This window comes from Streptomyces olivaceoviridis (assembly GCF_014650115.1).
Lineage (GTDB): Bacteria > Actinomycetota > Actinomycetes > Streptomycetales > Streptomycetaceae > Streptomyces > Streptomyces olivaceoviridis.
In genome coordinates, this window is the sequence record NZ_BMUI01000023.1 from 77,926 (window position 1) to 93,282 (window position 15,357).

The following is a 15,357-nucleotide window of genomic DNA, read 5'->3' on the forward strand; positions in this document are numbered from 1 at the left end:
AGCCTTCGATCCAACCCGCAATCTTGCATCGACAGCTATCAATACAGCCGGATGGGAGCCCGTCATGTCTCGCGCTCAGCTCGCCCTGCGTGTCAGTGATCTGGAAGCGTCGATCGCCTTCTACTCGAAGCTGTTCGGCACCGAACCGGCCAAGCGGCGCGAGGGCTACGCCAACTTCGCTCTCACCGAGCCCCCGCTCAAGCTCGTCCTCATCGAGGGCGAGCCCGGGGAGGAGACCCGCCTGGACCACCTCGGCGTCGAGGTCGAGTCCACCGAACAGGTCAACGCCGCCACCACCCGGCTGGAGGAGGCCGGCCTGGCCACCTTCGAGGAGAACGACACCGCCTGCTGCTACGCCCTCCAGGACAAGGTCTGGGTGCACGGCCCCGGCAAGGAGCCGTGGGAGGTGTACGTCGTGAAGGCCGACGCCGACACCCTCGGCAAGAGCGCCGGCCCCGACGCCGCCGGCGACGGCTGCTGCACCAGCCAGGGCACCGAGGAGACCCCGACGGCGACCGGATGCGCCTGCGGCCGGTGATCCAGGTCAGCGGATGCGGCCTCTGGGGCCAAAGTGCACTGTGGTGGCTGAGGTTCTTTCGCTGGAGGTGAGGGCCTTGGGGCGTTCGTTCCCTGTTGTGGCTGCTGCCGCGGCTCTGCTGGTCCCCGTCGTCCTCGTGGGCGGTACGGCGACCGCGGCGCGGGCACGGGTGCCTGTCTCCGCTCCGGCGGGCCAGTGCGCGTCCGAGGACGCGTACGCGCCGGGGGGCGGCACCGATCTGGGCGGGACGCCCAAGCGGTTCACGTACGCGGGCACCCCGTACGCCGGTGCCCGCTTCGACGGGTGCGCCAACACGCTGAGGGTGTACTACGGCGGCTATTCCAGCCCCCGCTACTCCTACTACGAGGTCCGGTACACGTATCCGTCACGGCTCGGCTGGTACAGCTGGCAGCTGCGCATGGGCGAGTACCGGGTCGCGACGGTCGACGCGCCCGCGCGCGGTGACTGGAACTTCAAGGTCAGGGCGTGCGCCGGCGCCATCGACGAGGCGGGGCCCGGAAGCTGCACGGGCTGGTCACCGCAGCTCTTCCTGCACACCGTCTGACCCCGCCGGCCCCTCGCCCCTACCGCGTCACCCGCACCGGCGCCGACACCGTCACCTGGTCCAGGTCCGACACGCGGACCGTCGCCTTCATCGTCCAGGTGCCGGGGAGGGGCACGGTGAAGGCGGGGGTGGACCAGTAGCCGCCGCGGTCGGTGAGCCTGGTGTCCAGGGGGCCCAGGCGCTGTGCCGGGAGCGTGAGGGTGACGCGCAGCTCGGGGACTGTGGCGAGGCCGCCGTCGGGGCCGTAGACCACCGCCTGGAGGGAGTCGGTGCCGACGCGGCCGGGGTCCAGGGTGATCTGGACCTTGCCGTGGCCACCGGGGGCGCCGGTGTCGAAGGGGATCGTGATGACCGAGGCCGTCTGGACGCCCGTCGCCGCAAAGGGCACGGCCGGGGCGGACTCCGTCGCCGCGCGGCCGGGGACCGTGCTGGTCAGAAGGGTGGTCAGGGCCAGGACCAGCGCGGCGGCCACCGCCTCCAGGAGGACCGAGCGGCGCAGGAGGCGCAGGGGCGGGTCCGGGGGCGGTTCCGGGGGGAGCTCGGGGAGTGGTGGCCCCATGGCCGGTTCGGGGACGCGGGCGCGGACGGCGGCCCCCGTGGGACGGGTCAGGCGGGCCGTCCAGGTGCGGGAGCAGGCCGCCGCGAGGAGCAGCGCGGTGACCACCGCCAGCTTCGCCAGGAGCGTGCGGCCGTACGTCGTGCCGGTCAGTGCCTGCCAGGAGCCCAGGCCGCGCCAGGACTGGTAGACGCCGGTGACGACCAGGACCACCACCGATGTGAACGCCAGGCGGGAGAAGCGGGCCGGGACCCGGGCCGGCGGGGCGGCAGCCGTTTCCGGGGTGCGCCGCAGCGTCCACAGGAGCGCGGCCAGGCCGCCCAGCCAGGCCGCCATGGCCAGCAGGTGCAGGGTGGACGAGACGATCGCCGCCGGGACCTGGACGCCCGCCGAGGCGTGGTCGGACGCCGACCAGGTCAGGGCCAGGGCGACGGCGAGGGCCGTGGCCGCCGCGAGGGTGGCGCGGCGCGGGAGGTGGACGCGGCGGGTTCCGAGGAGGGCCACGGCGACCGCGGCCAGGAGCAGCAGCGCCAGGCGGAGGAGCAGGAGCCGGCCGGGGCGGGTCGTCGCCGTGTGGGTGAGGGCGGAGAGCGAGAAGGCGGTCGTCGGGGAGGCCGCCTCCTCGTAGGGGGCGCGCAGGAGGTACACGGCGAGGGTGGAGGCCACCAGCGTCACCGCGGCGGCCAGGGCGGGGGCCCGCAGATGGACCGTCGTCGGCGGACGGCAGTACGCCACGAACGCGGCCGTGCCCAGGAGGAGAGCCAGGGAGAGGTAGGCGAGGTAGCGCGCGATGGTGTGCAGGGCCGTGGTGGCCCCGTTCTCCGTGCGGTCCGGGGGCAGGGCCGCCGGCGCCGCCGTGCGTTTCCCGACCGAGAAGGTGAGCGCGCCGGACACCGGGTGGCTGTCGGCCGAGACCACCCGCCAGGCGACCGTGTACGTCCCGGTGGCGAGCCGGGCGGGGAGGGTGACGCGCGCGGTGTCGGAGCGGCCGGCGGCGTGGCCCGCGGGGCCGGTGCGGAGGCGGCGGTTCGCGGGGTCGTAGACCCGGAAGGAGTCGGTCAGCAGGCCGACCGACTCGGTGAAGGCGAGGGTGACGTGACGGGGGGCGGTGCGCAGGACGGTTCCGTCGGCGGGGTCCGTCGCGCGCAGGACGGCGTGCGCCGAGGCGGGCGGCGCCGTGCCGAGGAGGAGGGCGGGGAGGAGCGCGGGGAGGAGGAGTACGAGCAGGAACGTCCCTGTCGGACGCCGGGACGGGCCGCGTCGTCCGCGCGGTCGCCGTCCGCCGTCCCGGGCTCGCTCACGGTCCCCGCCGTGGGCTCCGTCGTTGTCCGCGTCGCGCAGCACCGTCAGCCTCCGTTCCCACCGTGCACCCGTGCCTCCCCGTAGGTACGAGGGGAACCGGCCGCGTGCTCACCAGGTCCGAGACCAGGTCGTGGCCGGTGATCCGGGTCGCGAGCGGGGAGGCGGGGAAGACGCGGGCGTCGGCCACGTCCTCGGGGCGGCCCAGGCGGCCGGTGGGGGCGAGGAACAGGAGTGGGAGGGGGGCGCCGAGGGAGAAGTGCCAGGTCTCGGCGACGGGCAGGCGGTGCGGGGCGGAGAAGTCGGCGCCGGTGAGCAGCGCGACGATGGCGGAGCCCTCGGGACGGCCGTCGGGACGGGCGGGCCCGGCCCGGGTACGGCGGAACAGGCCGCCCTCACGGGGGATCGGTTCGTGGCCGGTGGGGGGGTGCCCCCGCGCGAGCGAAGCCGGGCGTGGGGGAGCGCGATCAGCTCGTCGGGCGCCGTCACCCGGGGAAGGCCGCCGCCCGGTCCAGGAAGGCGAGTTGCGCGTGCTTCCTAGGTCCTGTCGTCAACCTCCCGTCGTCCGCCCGGAGGGCGGGCCGCGCGGCGTCAGGTGCGTGCTCTGGGGGTCCCCCCGGCCGAAGGCTGGGGGAGTGCCGGGCCCCGGCCCTCGTACTGGATGTACTTGGGTCGGGGCCCGGTGCGGCGAGTGGGGGCACCTCCCACGCCGTTGAGGCAGTGGGGGAGCGTGCATGGCGTCGCGCGGCAGACGGGAGTTTGACGACAGGGCCTAGGCAGGTACACGTCGGGCAGGTCGACCTCGGGGAGGACGACGGCCGGGCCCCGCTCGAAGCCCTGGCGTTCGAAGCGGGCGATGGCCCTGGCGTTGCGCACGTCCGGGTCGATCACGATCCGGTGGCGGTCCAGGACCGAGGCCGACCGGCACGAGATGCGGGCGGTGCCGCACCGGGACGCGGGCGCCCACCTGGTGGAACGGGTCCGTGCCGAACTGCCCGCCGTCCTCGCCGGCACCCGGCACCCGTACGTCTGGATCGCCTGCGACACCGCGACCACCCGCACGCTCGCGGCCCACGTCCGCAGGGACCTCGGTGTGCCGAAGCACCGGGTGCACGCCCTGGGGTACTGGCGCGCGGACTGAGCTGGGGCGGGCGAGCCGGGGACCACCGGGGGCGAGTGACCACCCGGCGGGCGGAGCCATCCCACGCGCGGGATCATCGACGCATGGACGTCACCCTGCACCTCGCCCAGGACCCCGCGGCCGACGCGCTGCTCGGACGCTCCGCGCTCGCCGCGCTGACCGGGATGCTGCTGGACCAGCAGATTCCCATGGAGTGGGCGTTCAAGGGACCCCGCACCATCGCCGACCGGCTCGGCACGGACGACCTGGACGCGCACGAGATCGCGGCGATGGATCCCGAGGCCTTCGCCGCGCTGCTCTCCGAGAAGCCCGCGGTGCACCGCTATCCGGGCTCGATGGCGAAGCGGATCCAGCAGTTGTGCCAGTACCTCGTCGAGCACCACGACGGGGACGCGGAGGCGGTCTGGCGGGGCGTGGACAGCGGAGCCGAGCTGCTGCGGCGGCTGGAGGACCTGCCGGGGTTCGGCAAGCAGAAGGCGCAGATCTTCCTGGCCCTGCTCGGCAAGCGGCTCGGCGTCGCGCCCGAGGGCTGGCGGGAGGCCGCGGGAGCCTACGGTGAAGCGGCGTCCTTCCGGTCCGTCGCCGACATCACCGGCCCCGAGTCCCTGGCCAAGGTCCGCGCCCACAAACAGGAGATGAAGGCGGCGGCGAAGGCGGCCAAGGCGGCGAAGAGGTAAGCCGCCTCCCCCGCCTACGCCCCGACCGGGAGGTCGCCGCCCCGCCCCCACCACCCGCTCGGCCCATCCCGCTGGCCCACGCCGCCCGGCCGGTCTCAGCATGGGGTATGAGCGAGGTACCGAGCAGCGGTCCCGAGCGGGACCGTGCGTACGACGACCGGCATGTTCACGCGGGGGCGGCAGCGGGCGGCCATCCCGCCGCGGCGCCGCCCGGCGCCCACCACGAACCGGAGCCGCCGTTCGAGGGCCCGCTGCACGCCCTGTCGCGGGCCGCCTGGCAGATCGTCCTGCTCACCGGCATCGGCTCGCTGGTGCTCGGCGTCCTGGTGCTGGTCTGGCCCGGTCCCTCCCTGGTGGCCGCCGGTGTGCTGTTCGGCCTCTACCTGCTGTACAGCGGGGTCCTCCAGCTGGTGTCCGCGTTCGGCACGCACCGGGCGACCTCCCTGCGCGTCCTCGCCTTCATCAGCGGCGCGCTGTCCATCCTGCTCGGCCTGTTCTGCTTCCGGGGGCCCATGCAGTCGATCCTGCTGCTCGCCCTGTGGATCGGCATCGGCTGGCTCTTCCGCGGCATCACGCAGACCCTGGCCGCCGTGCACGACGCCCGGATGCCCGCCCGGGGCTGGCAGATCTTCCTCGGGATCCTGACCTTCATCGCCGGGATCGTGCTCATCGACTCGCCGTTCAAGTCGGTCGCCGTGCTGACCCTCGTCGGCGGGATCTGGCTGGTCGTGGTGGGGATCGTGGAGATCGTTACCGCGTTCGGCATCCGCCGCCGGGCACGCCATGTACCGCAGACCCTGTGACCACCGCCGCGACCGACGCCGTCCTCCCCGCCGCGCCCGCTCCCGCGACCACTCCCAGCCCCCACCGCGACCGCCGGGACCCCGCCGCCCGTGACCACCGCAACCCCGCTGTGCCTCCCTGCCCGACGCCCCCGCCCCGCCCCCGCGACGGCCCCCGCCGTAAACCTCCCTCCCACCCACGTACTCCGGACGGGTGGATCTCGCCCCCGGCGTGCTGCGCTTCCCGCGTGCCGCGGGAAAACAGGGGGTGTGAGCAGGAGCAGGAGCACGCCTCGGGGCCGTACCTGGCTACGCGTCCTCGTGCTGCTCCTCGCCCTGTGGGTGCCCGGCGCGCATGTGCCGGCCCAGGCGGTGCCGGATCTCGCCGTGGCCGCCGAGACGGCCGAGCACGATGTCCTCGACACACCGCTACGACCGCCCGCCCGCGCGATCCACCGGGCCGACACGCCCGAGCGCCTCGCACCCCTACCCGCCCCGGCGCCCGCCGTTCCTGCGGCCCGGCCGGGCCCCGCCGCGCCCCGGGCGCCGTACACCGCGCCCCTGCTGCGCACGGTGGTCCTGCGCTGCTGACGGACCCGCGTCCCCGCAAGGTCAGTCGGCTCGACGCAAGGAGCAGCACAGCCATGCCCAAGGATCCCTACGCCGTCCTGCGCGCCCTGCTGCGCGCGGAGGCCCGGCGCGGTACGGCATCCCGGCCGGACCAGCGGACACCGGAACCCCAGCGGTCGCCCGAGGAACGGGACCGCTGACCCGGCACCGGCGGGGGCGGGCTACCGCCTCCGCCGGGCGGTGCCGAAGAGGGAACGGGTGATCTCGCGGCCGAGCTGGGTGCCGACCGAACGGGCCAGCGACTTGAATATCCCGCTGCTGACGACCTGTTCGACCAGCGACGGCTCCTCCTGGGGAGCGCGTGCGGCGGCCGGCTCCGGCGGCTGTTCCGCCGGCCGGGCGGCGCTCAGCCTCTCGTACGCCGACTCGCGGTCCACAGCCTGTGCATAACGGTCGTGGAGCGGGGAGTCACGGACCACCCGGTCCAGTTCGGCGGGGTCCACCGGGCCCATCAGGGACCGCGGGGCGCGCAGCCGGGTGGCGGCGACCGGGGTCGGGGCGCCGGTCTCGCCGAGCACGGTCACCACGGCCTCGCCGGTGCCCAGCCCGGTGAGCAGTTCCTCCAGGTCGTACGCCGATCTCGGGAAGGTCTGCACGGTCGCCCGCAAGGCCTTGTGGTCGTCGGGGGTGAAGGCGCGCAGGGCGTGCTGGACGCGGCTGCCGAGCTGGCCGAGGACGTCGCCGGGCACGTCCCTGGGGGTCTGGGTGACGAAGAAGACGCCGACGCCCTTGGATCGGATCAGGCGGACCGTCTGGGTGATCGACTCCAGGAACGCCCTGGACGCGTCGTCGAACAGCAGGTGCGCCTCGTCGAAGAAGAACACCAGCCTGGGCTTGTCGGCGTCGCCGATCTCGGGCAGGTCGTGGAAGAGGTCGGCGAGCAGCCACATCAGGAACGTCGAGAAGAGCAGCGGTTTGTCCTGGACCGCCGCGAGTTCCAGGACCGAGACGATGCCCCGCCCGTCCTGCGCCGTGCGCAGGAAGTCCGCCGTGCCGAACTCCGGCTCGCCGAAGAAGTCCGTCATGCCCTGCGCCTCGAAGGCCGTGAGGGAGCGCAGGATCACCCCGGCCGTGGCGCCGGACAGGCCGCCGATGTCCTTGAGTTCGGCCTTGCCCTCGTCGGAGGTGAGGAAGGCGACGACCGCGCGCAGGTCCTTGAGGTCGATCAGCTCCAGGCCCTTGGTGTCGGCGTAGTGGAAGATCAGGCCGAGGGACTGTTCCTGGGTCTGGTTCAGCCGGAGCGCCTTGGCCAGCAGCACGGGGCCGAAACTGGTGACGGTGGCCCGTACGGGGATGCCGTGGCCGAGGCCGCCGAGCGCGAAGAACTCCGCCGGGAAGCCGGCCGGGTCCCACTCCTGGCCCACGTCGGCGGACCGCTTGCGCACCCGCTCGTTCGGCTGCCCCGGCCGCGCGATGCCGGACAGGTCGCCCTTGATGTCCGCGAGGAACACGGGCACGCCCTGTGCCGACAGCTGCTCGGCGATCAGCTGGAGGGTCTTGGTCTTGCCGGTGCCGGTGGCGCCCGCGACCAACCCGTGCCGGTTGAGCACGGGCAGCGGGATGCGGACCGGCGCGTCGGCGCGACAGGCCCCGTCCCACAGGAGGGCGCCGAGATCGAGCGCGGGGCCGGCGAAGGCGTAACCGGAGGCGATCTTCCGGGCCTCTTCGGGCAGTGCGGGCGGCCCCTGCGGGCCGGCGGGCGGCACGGTCTCGCTGTCACTCATCTCCGACCCCTGTCCCCGTAGTTACCCATATGCCCGGTTTGATCCGTCTTTTCAAGCCTCGCACTCCGTCGCCATGGCTGCGCCCGGAACGTCTTGGCCGGTAGGCTTTCCGTGTGATCTTCAAGCGCATCGGAAACGGCCGGCCGTACCCCGACCACGGCCGGGAGAGCACCCGGCAGTGGGCGGACGTCGCGCCGCGCCCGGTCCGCCTCGATCAGCTCGTCACCACCAAGCAGCAGCTCGATCTGGAGACCCTGCTGGCGGAGGACTCGACGTTCTACGGCGACCTCTTCGCGCACGTCGTGAAGTGGCAGGGCGACCTCTACCTGGAGGACGGCCTGCACCGCGCGGTCCGCGCCGCCCTCCAGCAGCGCCAGGTGCTGCACGCGCGCGTGCTCGAACTCGACTGACCCGGCGCGACACGGCCGTTGGCCCTTTCGGGTTCCGCTGAGCGGCATCCAGCGGCATCGACTGATCATCTGATAGGCATCGCCGCTCGGGCGCACTACGCTGCGCCCATGAGCATGCTGACTCCCCCCGGCATGGGCGGCCAGTACCGCGTCACGGGGGACAAATACCCTCGGATGCGTCCGCCCCGGCGGCGCGGCAGGCTCGTGGCCGTCGCGGTGGCGTCCGTCGCCGCGCTCGGCCTGATCGGCTGGGGCACGCTCCAGCTCGTCGACGTCTTCACCGGAGGCGGCGACAAGTACACGGCGACGGGTTCCGCGAAGGAGTGCCGGACCAAGACCGCCGCGGCCCCGGCGGCCCAGGTGCACACCCTGCCCAGGCCCGGCCAGATCACCGTGAACGTCTACAACGCGACCAAGCGCACGGGGCTCGCCAAGACCACCGCGGACGAGCTGAAGAAACGCGGCTTCAAGATCGGCGACGTGGGCAACGCGTCGAAGCAGTACGACAAGAAGGTCAAGGGCGCCGGGATACTCCTGGGCTCCGCCGCCGCGCGGGACACCTCACTGCGCGTCCTCGGCACCCAGCTCGACGGTGCGCAACTGCGCGCCGACAGCCGCAAGGCAGCCGATCTCGACCTCGTCATCGGCGACGCCTTCAAGGGGCTGGCCAAGCAGGGAGCGGCCGATCAGGCCCTGGCCAAGCTGAGCGAGCCCGCTCCGACGGCCTCTCCGAAGAAGAGCTGCTGAAGGCGAGGGGCGCGGGGAACCGCGCGAGAACCACGCACGCCCCCGCACCCGCGCACGGCGAGCGAGTCGCGCCCCGGTGGGCGGCGACCTACTCCGCCGCCCCGTAGAGCCGGTCCCCCGCGTCCCCCAGCCCCGGCACGATGTACCCGAGCTCGTTGAGGTGGTCGTCGACAGCCGCCGTGACCACGGTGACCGGCGTCCCCGCCAGCTCCCGCTCCATGACCTCGACGCCTTCGGGAGCGGCCAGCAGGACCACCGCCGTGACGTCGTCGGCGCCGCGCTTGATCAGTTCCTGGATCGCCGCGACCAGCGTGCCGCCCGTGGCCAGCATCGGGTCGAGGACGTACACCTGGCGGCCCGAGAGGTCCTCCGGCATGCGCGTGGCGTACGTGGACGCCTGGAGCGTCTCCTCGTTGCGGATCATGCCCAGGAAGCCCACCTCGGCCGTCGGCAGCAGCCGGACCATGCCGTCCAGCATGCCGAGGCCGGCCCGCAGGATCGGCACCACCAGCGGGCGGGGGCGGGCGAGCTTGACGCCCGTGGTCACCGCGACCGGCGTCTGGATGTCGACGGCCTCGGTGCGCACGTCCCGCGTGGCCTCGTAGGCGAGCAGGGTGACCAGTTCGTCGGCGAGCCGCCGGAAGGTCGCGGAGTCGGTGCGCTGGTCGCGCAGCGTGGTGAGCTTGTGGGCGACCAGGGGGTGGTCGACGACATGGAGACGCATGCCCCTAACGGTACCTGCGCCCCGGACTGCCCTCACGCTGGCGTCAAACCGGCCATCCGGGGGAAAGTGGGAGGGACGGACTGGGGTGGTGTGACGTGTCTGACCTGCCTGACCTGCCCGCGGACGCCTCCGGGCCCACCGGCGACACGGCCGGCTCCGCTGCGCGCTCCGCGCGGACCGATTCCGACAAGCCCGAGAGCGAGACCGAACGCCGGCGCCGCCGGGCGCAGTTCCTGCGTGAACTCGCCGAGGCCCGTGCGTTGCGCGCCCGGGTCCAGCCCCGGCGCGCCAAGGCCGCACGGCTGCGCCACGCGATGCGTATGCGGACGTTCCGCTGGTAGATCCGGGGCCGTTCGTGGGACGAAGGAGCCACGCTCGCGCCGGTGTCGGGAGGCGGGCGTGCGTGAGCGCCGGGAAAAGCCGCGTACGATCCGCAGGTGGCGGCAATGAGCGCGCTGGTGAGCCGATCACGGATCCACGATCGAAACAGCCAGACACAGGGAGCCGAAGACGTCCCCTGGAGGCCTTGTTTCTGCCACGATTCCGAGTGGGTGGGGCTCGGAGCCCAGCTCTCTCCGCCCAAGTACCTCCGCCGGGGGGACCCCCAACCGGCACGCCTATGACCAGTGGGAGAGTCACGGTGTACTTCGCCGCACTGCTCGCGCGCACCGAAGACGGGTGGGAAGCGAGCGACACAGAGCTCGACGATGTGGAGACCCTGTCGGATCTGGCCGACCTGGCCCGGGAAGCCTCTCCCGACGAGGACACGGTGCTCGTCCTGATCGAGCAGGAGGACGCCTGGTTCGGTGTCGTCCGCGTGGACGGCGAGGACGACCCTCGCATCTACGTCTCGGACGCCGCCGCCGCCCAGCGCAGCGCGTACGGGGAGCTGCTGCTCACCGACGAGCTGCTCGGCCGGGAGCCCGGCGCGGACGACGGCCCGGACCTGGACTCCCTGGACCTCGACGGCACCGAGGACGGCGAGTCCGAGGACGACGAGGAGGAGGGTGCCGCCACCGACGCGGTACCGCACAGCCCGGTGGGCGACAGCGAGATCCTGGACGACCTGGGCATCAGCGAGAAGGAGCTGCGCGCGCTGGACGCCGACGACGCGCTGAACACGATCGCCGAGGCCCTGGGTGCCTCGGAGGTGCTGGAGACCGTCCGCTGACCACGCCACAGCGGGCGCGGGGCACGCCGGACCCGGTGCGGGCCCCCTGGCGGGCCGCGATGCGGCTCGCCCTGGACGAGGCCGGGCTGGCCGTCCGGGGCGGGGACGTCCCGGTCGGCGCCGTCGTGCTGTCCCCGGACGGTACGACGGTGCTCGGTGCCGGGCACAACGAGCGTGAGGCCACCGGTGATCCCACGGCCCACGCCGAGGTCCTCGCGATCCGGCGGGCGGCGGCCCGGCTCGGGGAGTGGCGGCTGACCGGCTGCACGCTCGTCGTCACGCTGGAGCCGTGCACGATGTGCGCGGGCGCGCTCGTCCAGTCCCGGGTGGACCGGGTGGTCTACGGCGCCCGGGACGAGAAGGCGGGCGCGGCCGGTTCCCTGTGGGACGTGGTGCGCGACCGCCGGCTCAACCACCGGCCGGAGGTCATCGAGGGTGTGCTCGCGGCGGAGTGCGCGCGGCTGCTCACCGAGTTCTTCCGGGCCCGCTGAGCCACGCCGGATACCGATTTCGAACCACGGCCCCCCGTGCTGTAGGGTCTCCCTCGGTAGCGTGTCCGAGCGGCCGAAGGAGCTCGCCTCGAAAGCGAGTGTGGCGCAAGTCACCGAGGGTTCAAATCCCTCCGCTACCGCTCACCGAAAGGCCCCGTCGACCGACGGGGCCTTTCGCGCGTTCCGGACACAAGCCGCGTGTGACGGCGCGCTGTTGACCGTACGCGGGAGGCCGAACGTTACACTCGCGGCCGGCGGGCAGCAGGGGCCCGAGGGCGCTGGTACAGGGGAGGCCGCGATGGCGGTGAACGCCAAGAAGATCGCCGTGTACGTGCTCGTGGTCTTCGCGCTGTACGTGATCATCACGGATCCGGCCAAGGCGGCCGACTACGTGCAGATAGGCTTCGAGGGCATATCGGACGCCGCGAAGGCCGTCGGCGACTTCATGACCTGGGTCGCCCACGGAGGAAAGAGCTGAGGTACACCCCATGATCCGCCATCTGGTCCTCTTCAAGCTCAACGAGGGCGTCGAGCGCGACGATCCGCGGGTCGTGGCGGGTGCGGAGGCATTCCGGGCCCTCGGCGGCCAGATCGAGGAACTGCGCTTCTGGGAGTGCGCCTGGAACATCAGCGACCGGCCGATCGCCTACGACTTCGCGATCAACTCGGCCGTCGAGGACGCCGACGCCCTCAAGCGCTATCTGGAGCACCCGGCCCACCAGGCGGGCGTCGCGCTGTGGCGGGAGTTCGCCACCTGGGTGATCGCCGACTACGCGTTCTGAGCCCCGCACCCCCAGAACCCCTCGTCGTTCCGGCGAGGGGTTTTTCGTGCGATGCGTACCCAATTCATCAGCGTTTGAACCACAACACGAGGTTATCGGGTGCTTGCACACGGTGCACATGTCTTGTGATGCTATGACCGCTTTTGACGGATGATTGACCGACGAAGAGGTGGCGTTGACCGTGTCGGCCAGTACTGCGCCGCCCCAGGAAGAGGCGCCCACTCCGACCCCACCGGCCCCCGAGAAGCGCCGCGGCGCGGACACCCGGGCCCTGACCCAGGTGCTGTTCGCCGAACTGAAGGACCTCACCCCCGGCACGCCGGAGCACAACCGGGTGCGCGGAGCGCTGATCGAGGCGAACCTCCCGCTCGTACGCTACGCCGCCGCCCGCTTCCGCTCCCGCAACGAGCCCATGGAGGACGTCGTCCAGGTCGGCACCATCGGGCTGATCAACGCCATCGACCGCTTCGACCCCGACCGGGGCGTGCAGTTCCCGACCTTCGCGATGCCCACCGTGGTCGGCGAGATCAAGCGGTACTTCCGGGACAACGTCCGCACGGTCCACGTCCCGCGCCGGCTGCACGAGCTGTGGGTGCAGGTCAACAGCGCCACCGAGGACCTGACCACGCTCTACGGCCGCTCGCCGTCCACGGCCGAGATCGCCGAGCGGCTCCGGATCAGCGAGGACGAGGTGCTCAGCTGCATCGAGGCAGGACGCTCGTACCACGCGACCTCGCTGGAGGCCGCCCAGGAGGGCGACGGACTGCCCGGACTGCTCGACCGGATCGGCTACGAGGACCCGGCCCTGGACGGCGTGGAACACCGCGACCTGGTCCGCCACCTCCTCGTCCAGCTCCCCGAGAGAGAACAACGCATCCTTCTCCTGCGCTACTACAGCAATCTCACCCAGTCACAGATCAGCGCGGAACTCGGCGTCTCCCAGATGCACGTCTCACGCCTCCTCGCCCGTAGCTTCCAGCGGCTGCGTTCCGCAAATCGGATCGACGCATAACCGCAGCAGACGCCGTGGCGGCTGATGCATAGCGGGCGCACGGAAGCACGCCCCGAACACCACTGCATCGCAAACCCGATCGAGCGTTAACCGGCGCGGGCGAATCGCTCACCAGGGCTGTTGCCGACACTTCGGTTCCGAAATCCCGTCAGACCCCTTGTTTGCAGGGCCGATTCCGATCTGACATGTCGACATGTCGGTACAGCGCGTTGCCGACATGTGACATTCTGCGGGAAGCGCGTTTGCCGGGGCCCCGGCTCCGGTATCCAGGTGAAGGCTGCGTTGCTCGGAAGAGACGGCGCCGCCGCGACCGTCCCGCGACCCAAAGGGGGTGGCATGTCCGCAGACCAGGGCAGCTCGAAGGTGCTGACGCCCACGCTGAGCGAGGCAGCGCCCAAGGAGCTCGACGCTCTCGACGTCCTCGACGGCTTCGAGGGTGTCACGGCCCTCGAAGCCGTGCCGTCCCCGGCCGCCGGCCCGGCCGCCGAAGCTGTCCCGGCCGCGCAGGTCACGGCCACCATCGACACCCGCACCCTGTCCCGCTCGCTGTTCCTGCGCCTGGCCGCGCTGGGCGAGGACAGCCCCGAGCGGGCGTACGTCCGGGACACCCTGATCGAACTGAACCTGCCGCTGGTCCGCTACGCGGCGGCGCGGTTCCGCTCGCGCAACGAACCGATGGAGGACATCGTCCAGGTCGGCACCATCGGCCTGATCAAGGCGATCGACCGGTTCGACTGCGAACGGGGCGTGGAGTTCCCGACGTTCGCGATGCCGACCGTCGTGGGCGAGATCAAGCGGTTCTTCCGCGACACCTCCTGGTCGGTGCGCGTCCCGCGCCGGCTCCAGGAGCTGCGCCTGGCCCTCACCAAGGCCAGCGACGAGCTGTCCCAGAAGCTGGACCGCTCCCCCACGGTGACCGAGCTGGCCGCCGTGCTCGGTGTCTCCGAGGAGGACGTGGTCGACGGCCTCGCGGTCGGCAACGCCTACACCGCCTCCTCCCTCGACTCCCCGGCCCCCGAGGACGACGGCGGCGAGGGCTCGCTCGCCGACCGGCTCGGCTACGAGGACACGGCCCTGGAGGGCGTGGAGTACCGGGAGTCCCTCAAGCCGCTGCTGGCCAAGCTCCCGCCCCGGGAGCGCCGGATCATCATGCTGCGCTTCTTCGCCAACATGACCCAGTCGCAGATCGGCGAGGAGGTCGGCATCTCCCAGATGCACGTCTCCCGTCTGCTGACCCGGACGCTGGCGCAGTTGCGGGAGGGTCTGATCTCGGACTGACGCTTCCCGTCCGCTTCCCATCTGACGAGGCGTCAGTCACCATGACCGGATGCTTCGTGCCGGGATGCTTCGTACGACGACATGGACGCGTGGCCGCCGAGGCGCCGTTACGGCAGCGTCGGCGGCCGTCGTCTGTCTGGGCGGGGGGCTCGCCGCGTGCGCGGGCGGTGGTCCGGGCGGCGGCTACACGGCGGTCGGCGCGGGGCCGGGCGGCCCGACGGCCGCGGCGCCGTCCGGGTCGGTGATCCTCGTACCGCTCGACGGGGACAAGGGCCGTGGCACCCCCCGGGACGCCCCGCGCGGGACCGGCGCCGCCGCGCGTACGGAGGAATCGGCCCCGTCCGGTGACCCGCGCTCCGCCCCACCGGTGCCGGCGCCGGCACCGACCGGCGAGGACGGCCCCGGCACCCCCCGGCCCCATGGCGGCCCGGACGGTCGTACGACTCCGCCGACGGCGTCACCGAGCCCGGCGGCCTCACCGAGCCCGGCCCCCGCTCCGAGCCGTACGACGGCCCCCGCCGCACCCGCCGACCTCTCCTGGGGCGCCCCGGTGACCGAGGACACCGACAAGCGGTGGTGCCAGAAGGTGACCGTCGCCTTCCGCAACTCGGGCGGTACGGCCGTGCGTTCGGGGTCGGTGACCTTCGGCACGCACATCATCGGCGCGCTCGGGATCGACTGGGGGACGGTCGAGTCGGCCGTGGAGCTGCCGGTGCCGGTGGCGCCGGGTGCGCGCAGGAGCCCCACCTGGACGGTGTGCGTCGACGCCTGGCGAGTACCGCTCGGTATGCACGTGGAGACGCGGGACGTCTCCGTCCGGTGGGGGTGAG

The 15,357-nt window shown here is 72.7% G+C and carries 20 protein-coding genes, 1 tRNA gene and 2 pseudogenes; 18 read left to right on the forward strand and 5 right to left on the reverse strand.

The genetic code is table 11. The features are described from left to right. Positions 1 to 64: 64 nt before the first annotated feature. Both IE273_RS32965 and IE273_RS32970 read left to right on the forward strand, forming a co-directional pair. A complete protein-coding gene (locus IE273_RS32965; RefSeq protein ID WP_189818799.1) occupies positions 65 to 538 on the forward strand; it encodes an ArsI/CadI family heavy metal resistance metalloenzyme in 474 nt (157 codons plus the stop codon). 97 nt (positions 539 to 635) lie between these two features. Next, positions 636 to 1,103 (forward strand): hypothetical protein, encoded by a 468-nt coding sequence (locus IE273_RS32970; RefSeq protein ID WP_189818800.1) that lies wholly within the window; start codon positions 636 to 638, stop codon positions 1,101 to 1,103. 19 nt (positions 1,104 to 1,122) lie between these two features. On the opposite strand, the gene IE273_RS32975 is transcribed toward IE273_RS32970, so the two are convergent. From IE273_RS32975 to IE273_RS43990, 3 genes and pseudogenes are all read right to left on the reverse strand, one after another. After that, positions 1,123 to 3,003 (reverse strand): copper resistance CopC/CopD family protein, encoded by a 1,881-nt coding sequence (locus tag IE273_RS32975; RefSeq protein ID WP_189818801.1) that lies wholly within the window; start codon positions 3,001 to 3,003, stop codon positions 1,123 to 1,125. Next, the gene (locus tag IE273_RS32980; RefSeq protein WP_189818835.1) at positions 2,957 to 3,364 is read right to left on the reverse strand and encodes a cupin domain-containing protein; all 408 of its coding nucleotides are present in this window, start codon (positions 3,362 to 3,364) and stop codon (positions 2,957 to 2,959) included. Before IE273_RS32980 ends, IE273_RS32975 begins: the two co-directional genes overlap by 47 nt. Positions 3,365 to 3,732: 368 nt before the next feature. Next, a pseudogene (locus tag IE273_RS43990) lies at positions 3,733 to 3,870 on the reverse strand (GNAT family N-acetyltransferase); the annotation flags it as partial. On the opposite strand from IE273_RS43990, the pseudogene IE273_RS32985 reads away from it, so the two are divergent. The 5 genes and pseudogenes from IE273_RS32985 to IE273_RS44770 form a co-directional block, all read left to right on the forward strand. Further along, a pseudogene (locus IE273_RS32985) lies at positions 3,866 to 4,099 on the forward strand (SIP domain-containing protein); the annotation flags it as partial. The pseudogenes IE273_RS43990 and IE273_RS32985 sit on opposite strands and share 5 nt — an antisense overlap. Before the next feature lie 83 nt (positions 4,100 to 4,182). Further along, positions 4,183 to 4,776: an HhH-GPD-type base excision DNA repair protein gene (locus tag IE273_RS32990; RefSeq protein WP_189818802.1), complete on the forward strand. Its 594-nt coding sequence runs from the start codon at positions 4,183 to 4,185 to the stop codon at positions 4,774 to 4,776. Positions 4,777 to 4,883: 107 nt separating this feature from the next. Further along, on the forward strand, positions 4,884 to 5,579 hold the full coding sequence (locus tag IE273_RS32995) for an HdeD family acid-resistance protein (RefSeq protein WP_189818803.1): 696 nt from the start codon (positions 4,884 to 4,886) through the stop codon (positions 5,577 to 5,579). Between the two features lie 249 nt (positions 5,580 to 5,828). Beyond that, on the forward strand, positions 5,829 to 6,149 hold the full coding sequence (locus IE273_RS33000) for a hypothetical protein (protein WP_229887773.1): 321 nt from the start codon (positions 5,829 to 5,831) through the stop codon (positions 6,147 to 6,149). 53 nt (positions 6,150 to 6,202) lie between these two features. After that, positions 6,203 to 6,328, forward strand: a complete 126-nt coding sequence (locus tag IE273_RS44770; protein ID WP_257726427.1) for a hypothetical protein — start codon at positions 6,203 to 6,205, stop codon at positions 6,326 to 6,328. 21 nt (positions 6,329 to 6,349) lie between these two features. On the opposite strand, the gene IE273_RS33005 is transcribed toward IE273_RS44770, so the two are convergent. Next, entirely contained in the window at positions 6,350 to 7,912 is a 1,563-nt protein-coding gene (locus tag IE273_RS33005) for a helicase HerA-like domain-containing protein (protein WP_189818804.1), read from the reverse strand. 113 nt (positions 7,913 to 8,025) lie between these two features. On the opposite strand from IE273_RS33005, the gene IE273_RS33010 reads away from it, so the two are divergent. Both IE273_RS33010 and IE273_RS33015 read left to right on the forward strand, forming a co-directional pair. Next, on the forward strand, positions 8,026 to 8,322 hold the full coding sequence (locus tag IE273_RS33010) for a type II toxin-antitoxin system VapB family antitoxin (RefSeq protein WP_004943146.1): 297 nt from the start codon (positions 8,026 to 8,028) through the stop codon (positions 8,320 to 8,322). Between the two features lie 108 nt (positions 8,323 to 8,430). Next, positions 8,431 to 9,069 (forward strand): LytR C-terminal domain-containing protein, encoded by a 639-nt coding sequence (locus tag IE273_RS33015; RefSeq protein ID WP_229887775.1) that lies wholly within the window; start codon positions 8,431 to 8,433, stop codon positions 9,067 to 9,069. 88 nt (positions 9,070 to 9,157) lie between these two features. On the opposite strand, the gene upp is transcribed toward IE273_RS33015, so the two are convergent. Continuing rightward, the gene (upp, locus tag IE273_RS33020; protein ID WP_014673635.1) at positions 9,158 to 9,793 is read right to left on the reverse strand and encodes a uracil phosphoribosyltransferase; all 636 of its coding nucleotides are present in this window, start codon (positions 9,791 to 9,793) and stop codon (positions 9,158 to 9,160) included. Between the two features lie 95 nt (positions 9,794 to 9,888). Here upp and IE273_RS33025 point away from each other — a divergent pair, with 95 nt between their 5' ends. The 9 genes from IE273_RS33025 to IE273_RS33065 all read left to right on the forward strand — a co-directional run bounded on the left by IE273_RS33025 (position 9,889) and on the right by IE273_RS33065 (position 15,356). Further along, entirely contained in the window at positions 9,889 to 10,134 is a 246-nt protein-coding gene (locus IE273_RS33025) for a hypothetical protein (protein ID WP_189818805.1), read from the forward strand. A 299-nt stretch (positions 10,135 to 10,433) separates the two neighbouring features. Further along, entirely contained in the window at positions 10,434 to 10,964 is a 531-nt protein-coding gene (locus tag IE273_RS33030; protein ID WP_132785103.1) for a tRNA adenosine deaminase-associated protein, read from the forward strand. Between the two features lie 59 nt (positions 10,965 to 11,023). Next, positions 11,024 to 11,455 carry a tRNA adenosine(34) deaminase TadA gene (tadA, locus tag IE273_RS33035; RefSeq protein ID WP_015493289.1) on the forward strand — a complete coding sequence of 144 codons (432 nt, stop codon included), beginning with the start codon at positions 11,024 to 11,026 and terminating at the stop codon, positions 11,453 to 11,455. 55 nt (positions 11,456 to 11,510) lie between these two features. Next, positions 11,511 to 11,595, forward strand: a tRNA-Ser gene (locus IE273_RS33040). Between the two features lie 158 nt (positions 11,596 to 11,753). Continuing rightward, the gene (locus tag IE273_RS33045; RefSeq protein WP_014673639.1) at positions 11,754 to 11,933 is read left to right on the forward strand and encodes a hypothetical protein; all 180 of its coding nucleotides are present in this window, start codon (positions 11,754 to 11,756) and stop codon (positions 11,931 to 11,933) included. A gap of 10 nt (positions 11,934 to 11,943) precedes the next feature. Next, positions 11,944 to 12,237, forward strand: a complete 294-nt coding sequence (locus IE273_RS33050) for a Dabb family protein (protein WP_189818807.1) — start codon at positions 11,944 to 11,946, stop codon at positions 12,235 to 12,237. A gap of 175 nt (positions 12,238 to 12,412) precedes the next feature. Beyond that, on the forward strand, positions 12,413 to 13,249 hold the full coding sequence (locus IE273_RS33055) for an RNA polymerase sigma factor SigF (RefSeq protein ID WP_041665339.1): 837 nt from the start codon (positions 12,413 to 12,415) through the stop codon (positions 13,247 to 13,249). A gap of 336 nt (positions 13,250 to 13,585) precedes the next feature. After that, positions 13,586 to 14,527, forward strand: coding sequence for an RNA polymerase sigma factor SigF (locus tag IE273_RS33060; RefSeq protein ID WP_189818808.1), 942 nt, complete (start codon positions 13,586 to 13,588; stop codon positions 14,525 to 14,527). Between the two features lie 49 nt (positions 14,528 to 14,576). Continuing rightward, entirely contained in the window at positions 14,577 to 15,356 is a 780-nt protein-coding gene (locus tag IE273_RS33065; RefSeq protein ID WP_229887777.1) for a hypothetical protein, read from the forward strand. The last annotated feature ends 1 nt before the right edge of the window (position 15,357 follow it).

What these genes read in the sequence shown, in the direction of transcription:
- tadA (WP_015493289.1), top strand. Translation starts at nt 11,024, where the DNA reads ATGCGGCTCGCCCTGGACGAGGCCGGGCTGGCCGTCCGGGGCGGGGAC.
- IE273_RS33045 (WP_014673639.1), top strand. Translation starts at nt 11,754, where the DNA reads ATGGCGGTGAACGCCAAGAAGATCGCCGTGTACGTGCTCGTGGTCTTC.
- IE273_RS32965 (WP_189818799.1), top strand. Translation starts at nt 65, where the DNA reads ATGTCTCGCGCTCAGCTCGCCCTGCGTGTCAGTGATCTGGAAGCGTCG.
- IE273_RS33065 (WP_229887777.1), top strand. Translation starts at nt 14,577, where the DNA reads ATGCTTCGTGCCGGGATGCTTCGTACGACGACATGGACGCGTGGCCGC.
- IE273_RS33060 (WP_189818808.1), top strand. Translation starts at nt 13,586, where the DNA reads ATGTCCGCAGACCAGGGCAGCTCGAAGGTGCTGACGCCCACGCTGAGC.
- upp (WP_014673635.1), bottom strand. Translation starts at nt 9,793, where the DNA reads ATGCGTCTCCATGTCGTCGACCACCCCCTGGTCGCCCACAAGCTCACC.
- IE273_RS32995 (WP_189818803.1), top strand. Translation starts at nt 4,884, where the DNA reads ATGAGCGAGGTACCGAGCAGCGGTCCCGAGCGGGACCGTGCGTACGAC.
- IE273_RS44770 (WP_257726427.1), top strand. Translation starts at nt 6,203, where the DNA reads ATGCCCAAGGATCCCTACGCCGTCCTGCGCGCCCTGCTGCGCGCGGAG.
- IE273_RS33050 (WP_189818807.1), top strand. Translation starts at nt 11,944, where the DNA reads ATGATCCGCCATCTGGTCCTCTTCAAGCTCAACGAGGGCGTCGAGCGC.
- IE273_RS32990 (WP_189818802.1), top strand. Translation starts at nt 4,183, where the DNA reads ATGGACGTCACCCTGCACCTCGCCCAGGACCCCGCGGCCGACGCGCTG.
- IE273_RS33005 (WP_189818804.1), bottom strand. Translation starts at nt 7,912, where the DNA reads ATGAGTGACAGCGAGACCGTGCCGCCCGCCGGCCCGCAGGGGCCGCCC.
- IE273_RS33015 (WP_229887775.1), top strand. Translation starts at nt 8,431, where the DNA reads ATGAGCATGCTGACTCCCCCCGGCATGGGCGGCCAGTACCGCGTCACG.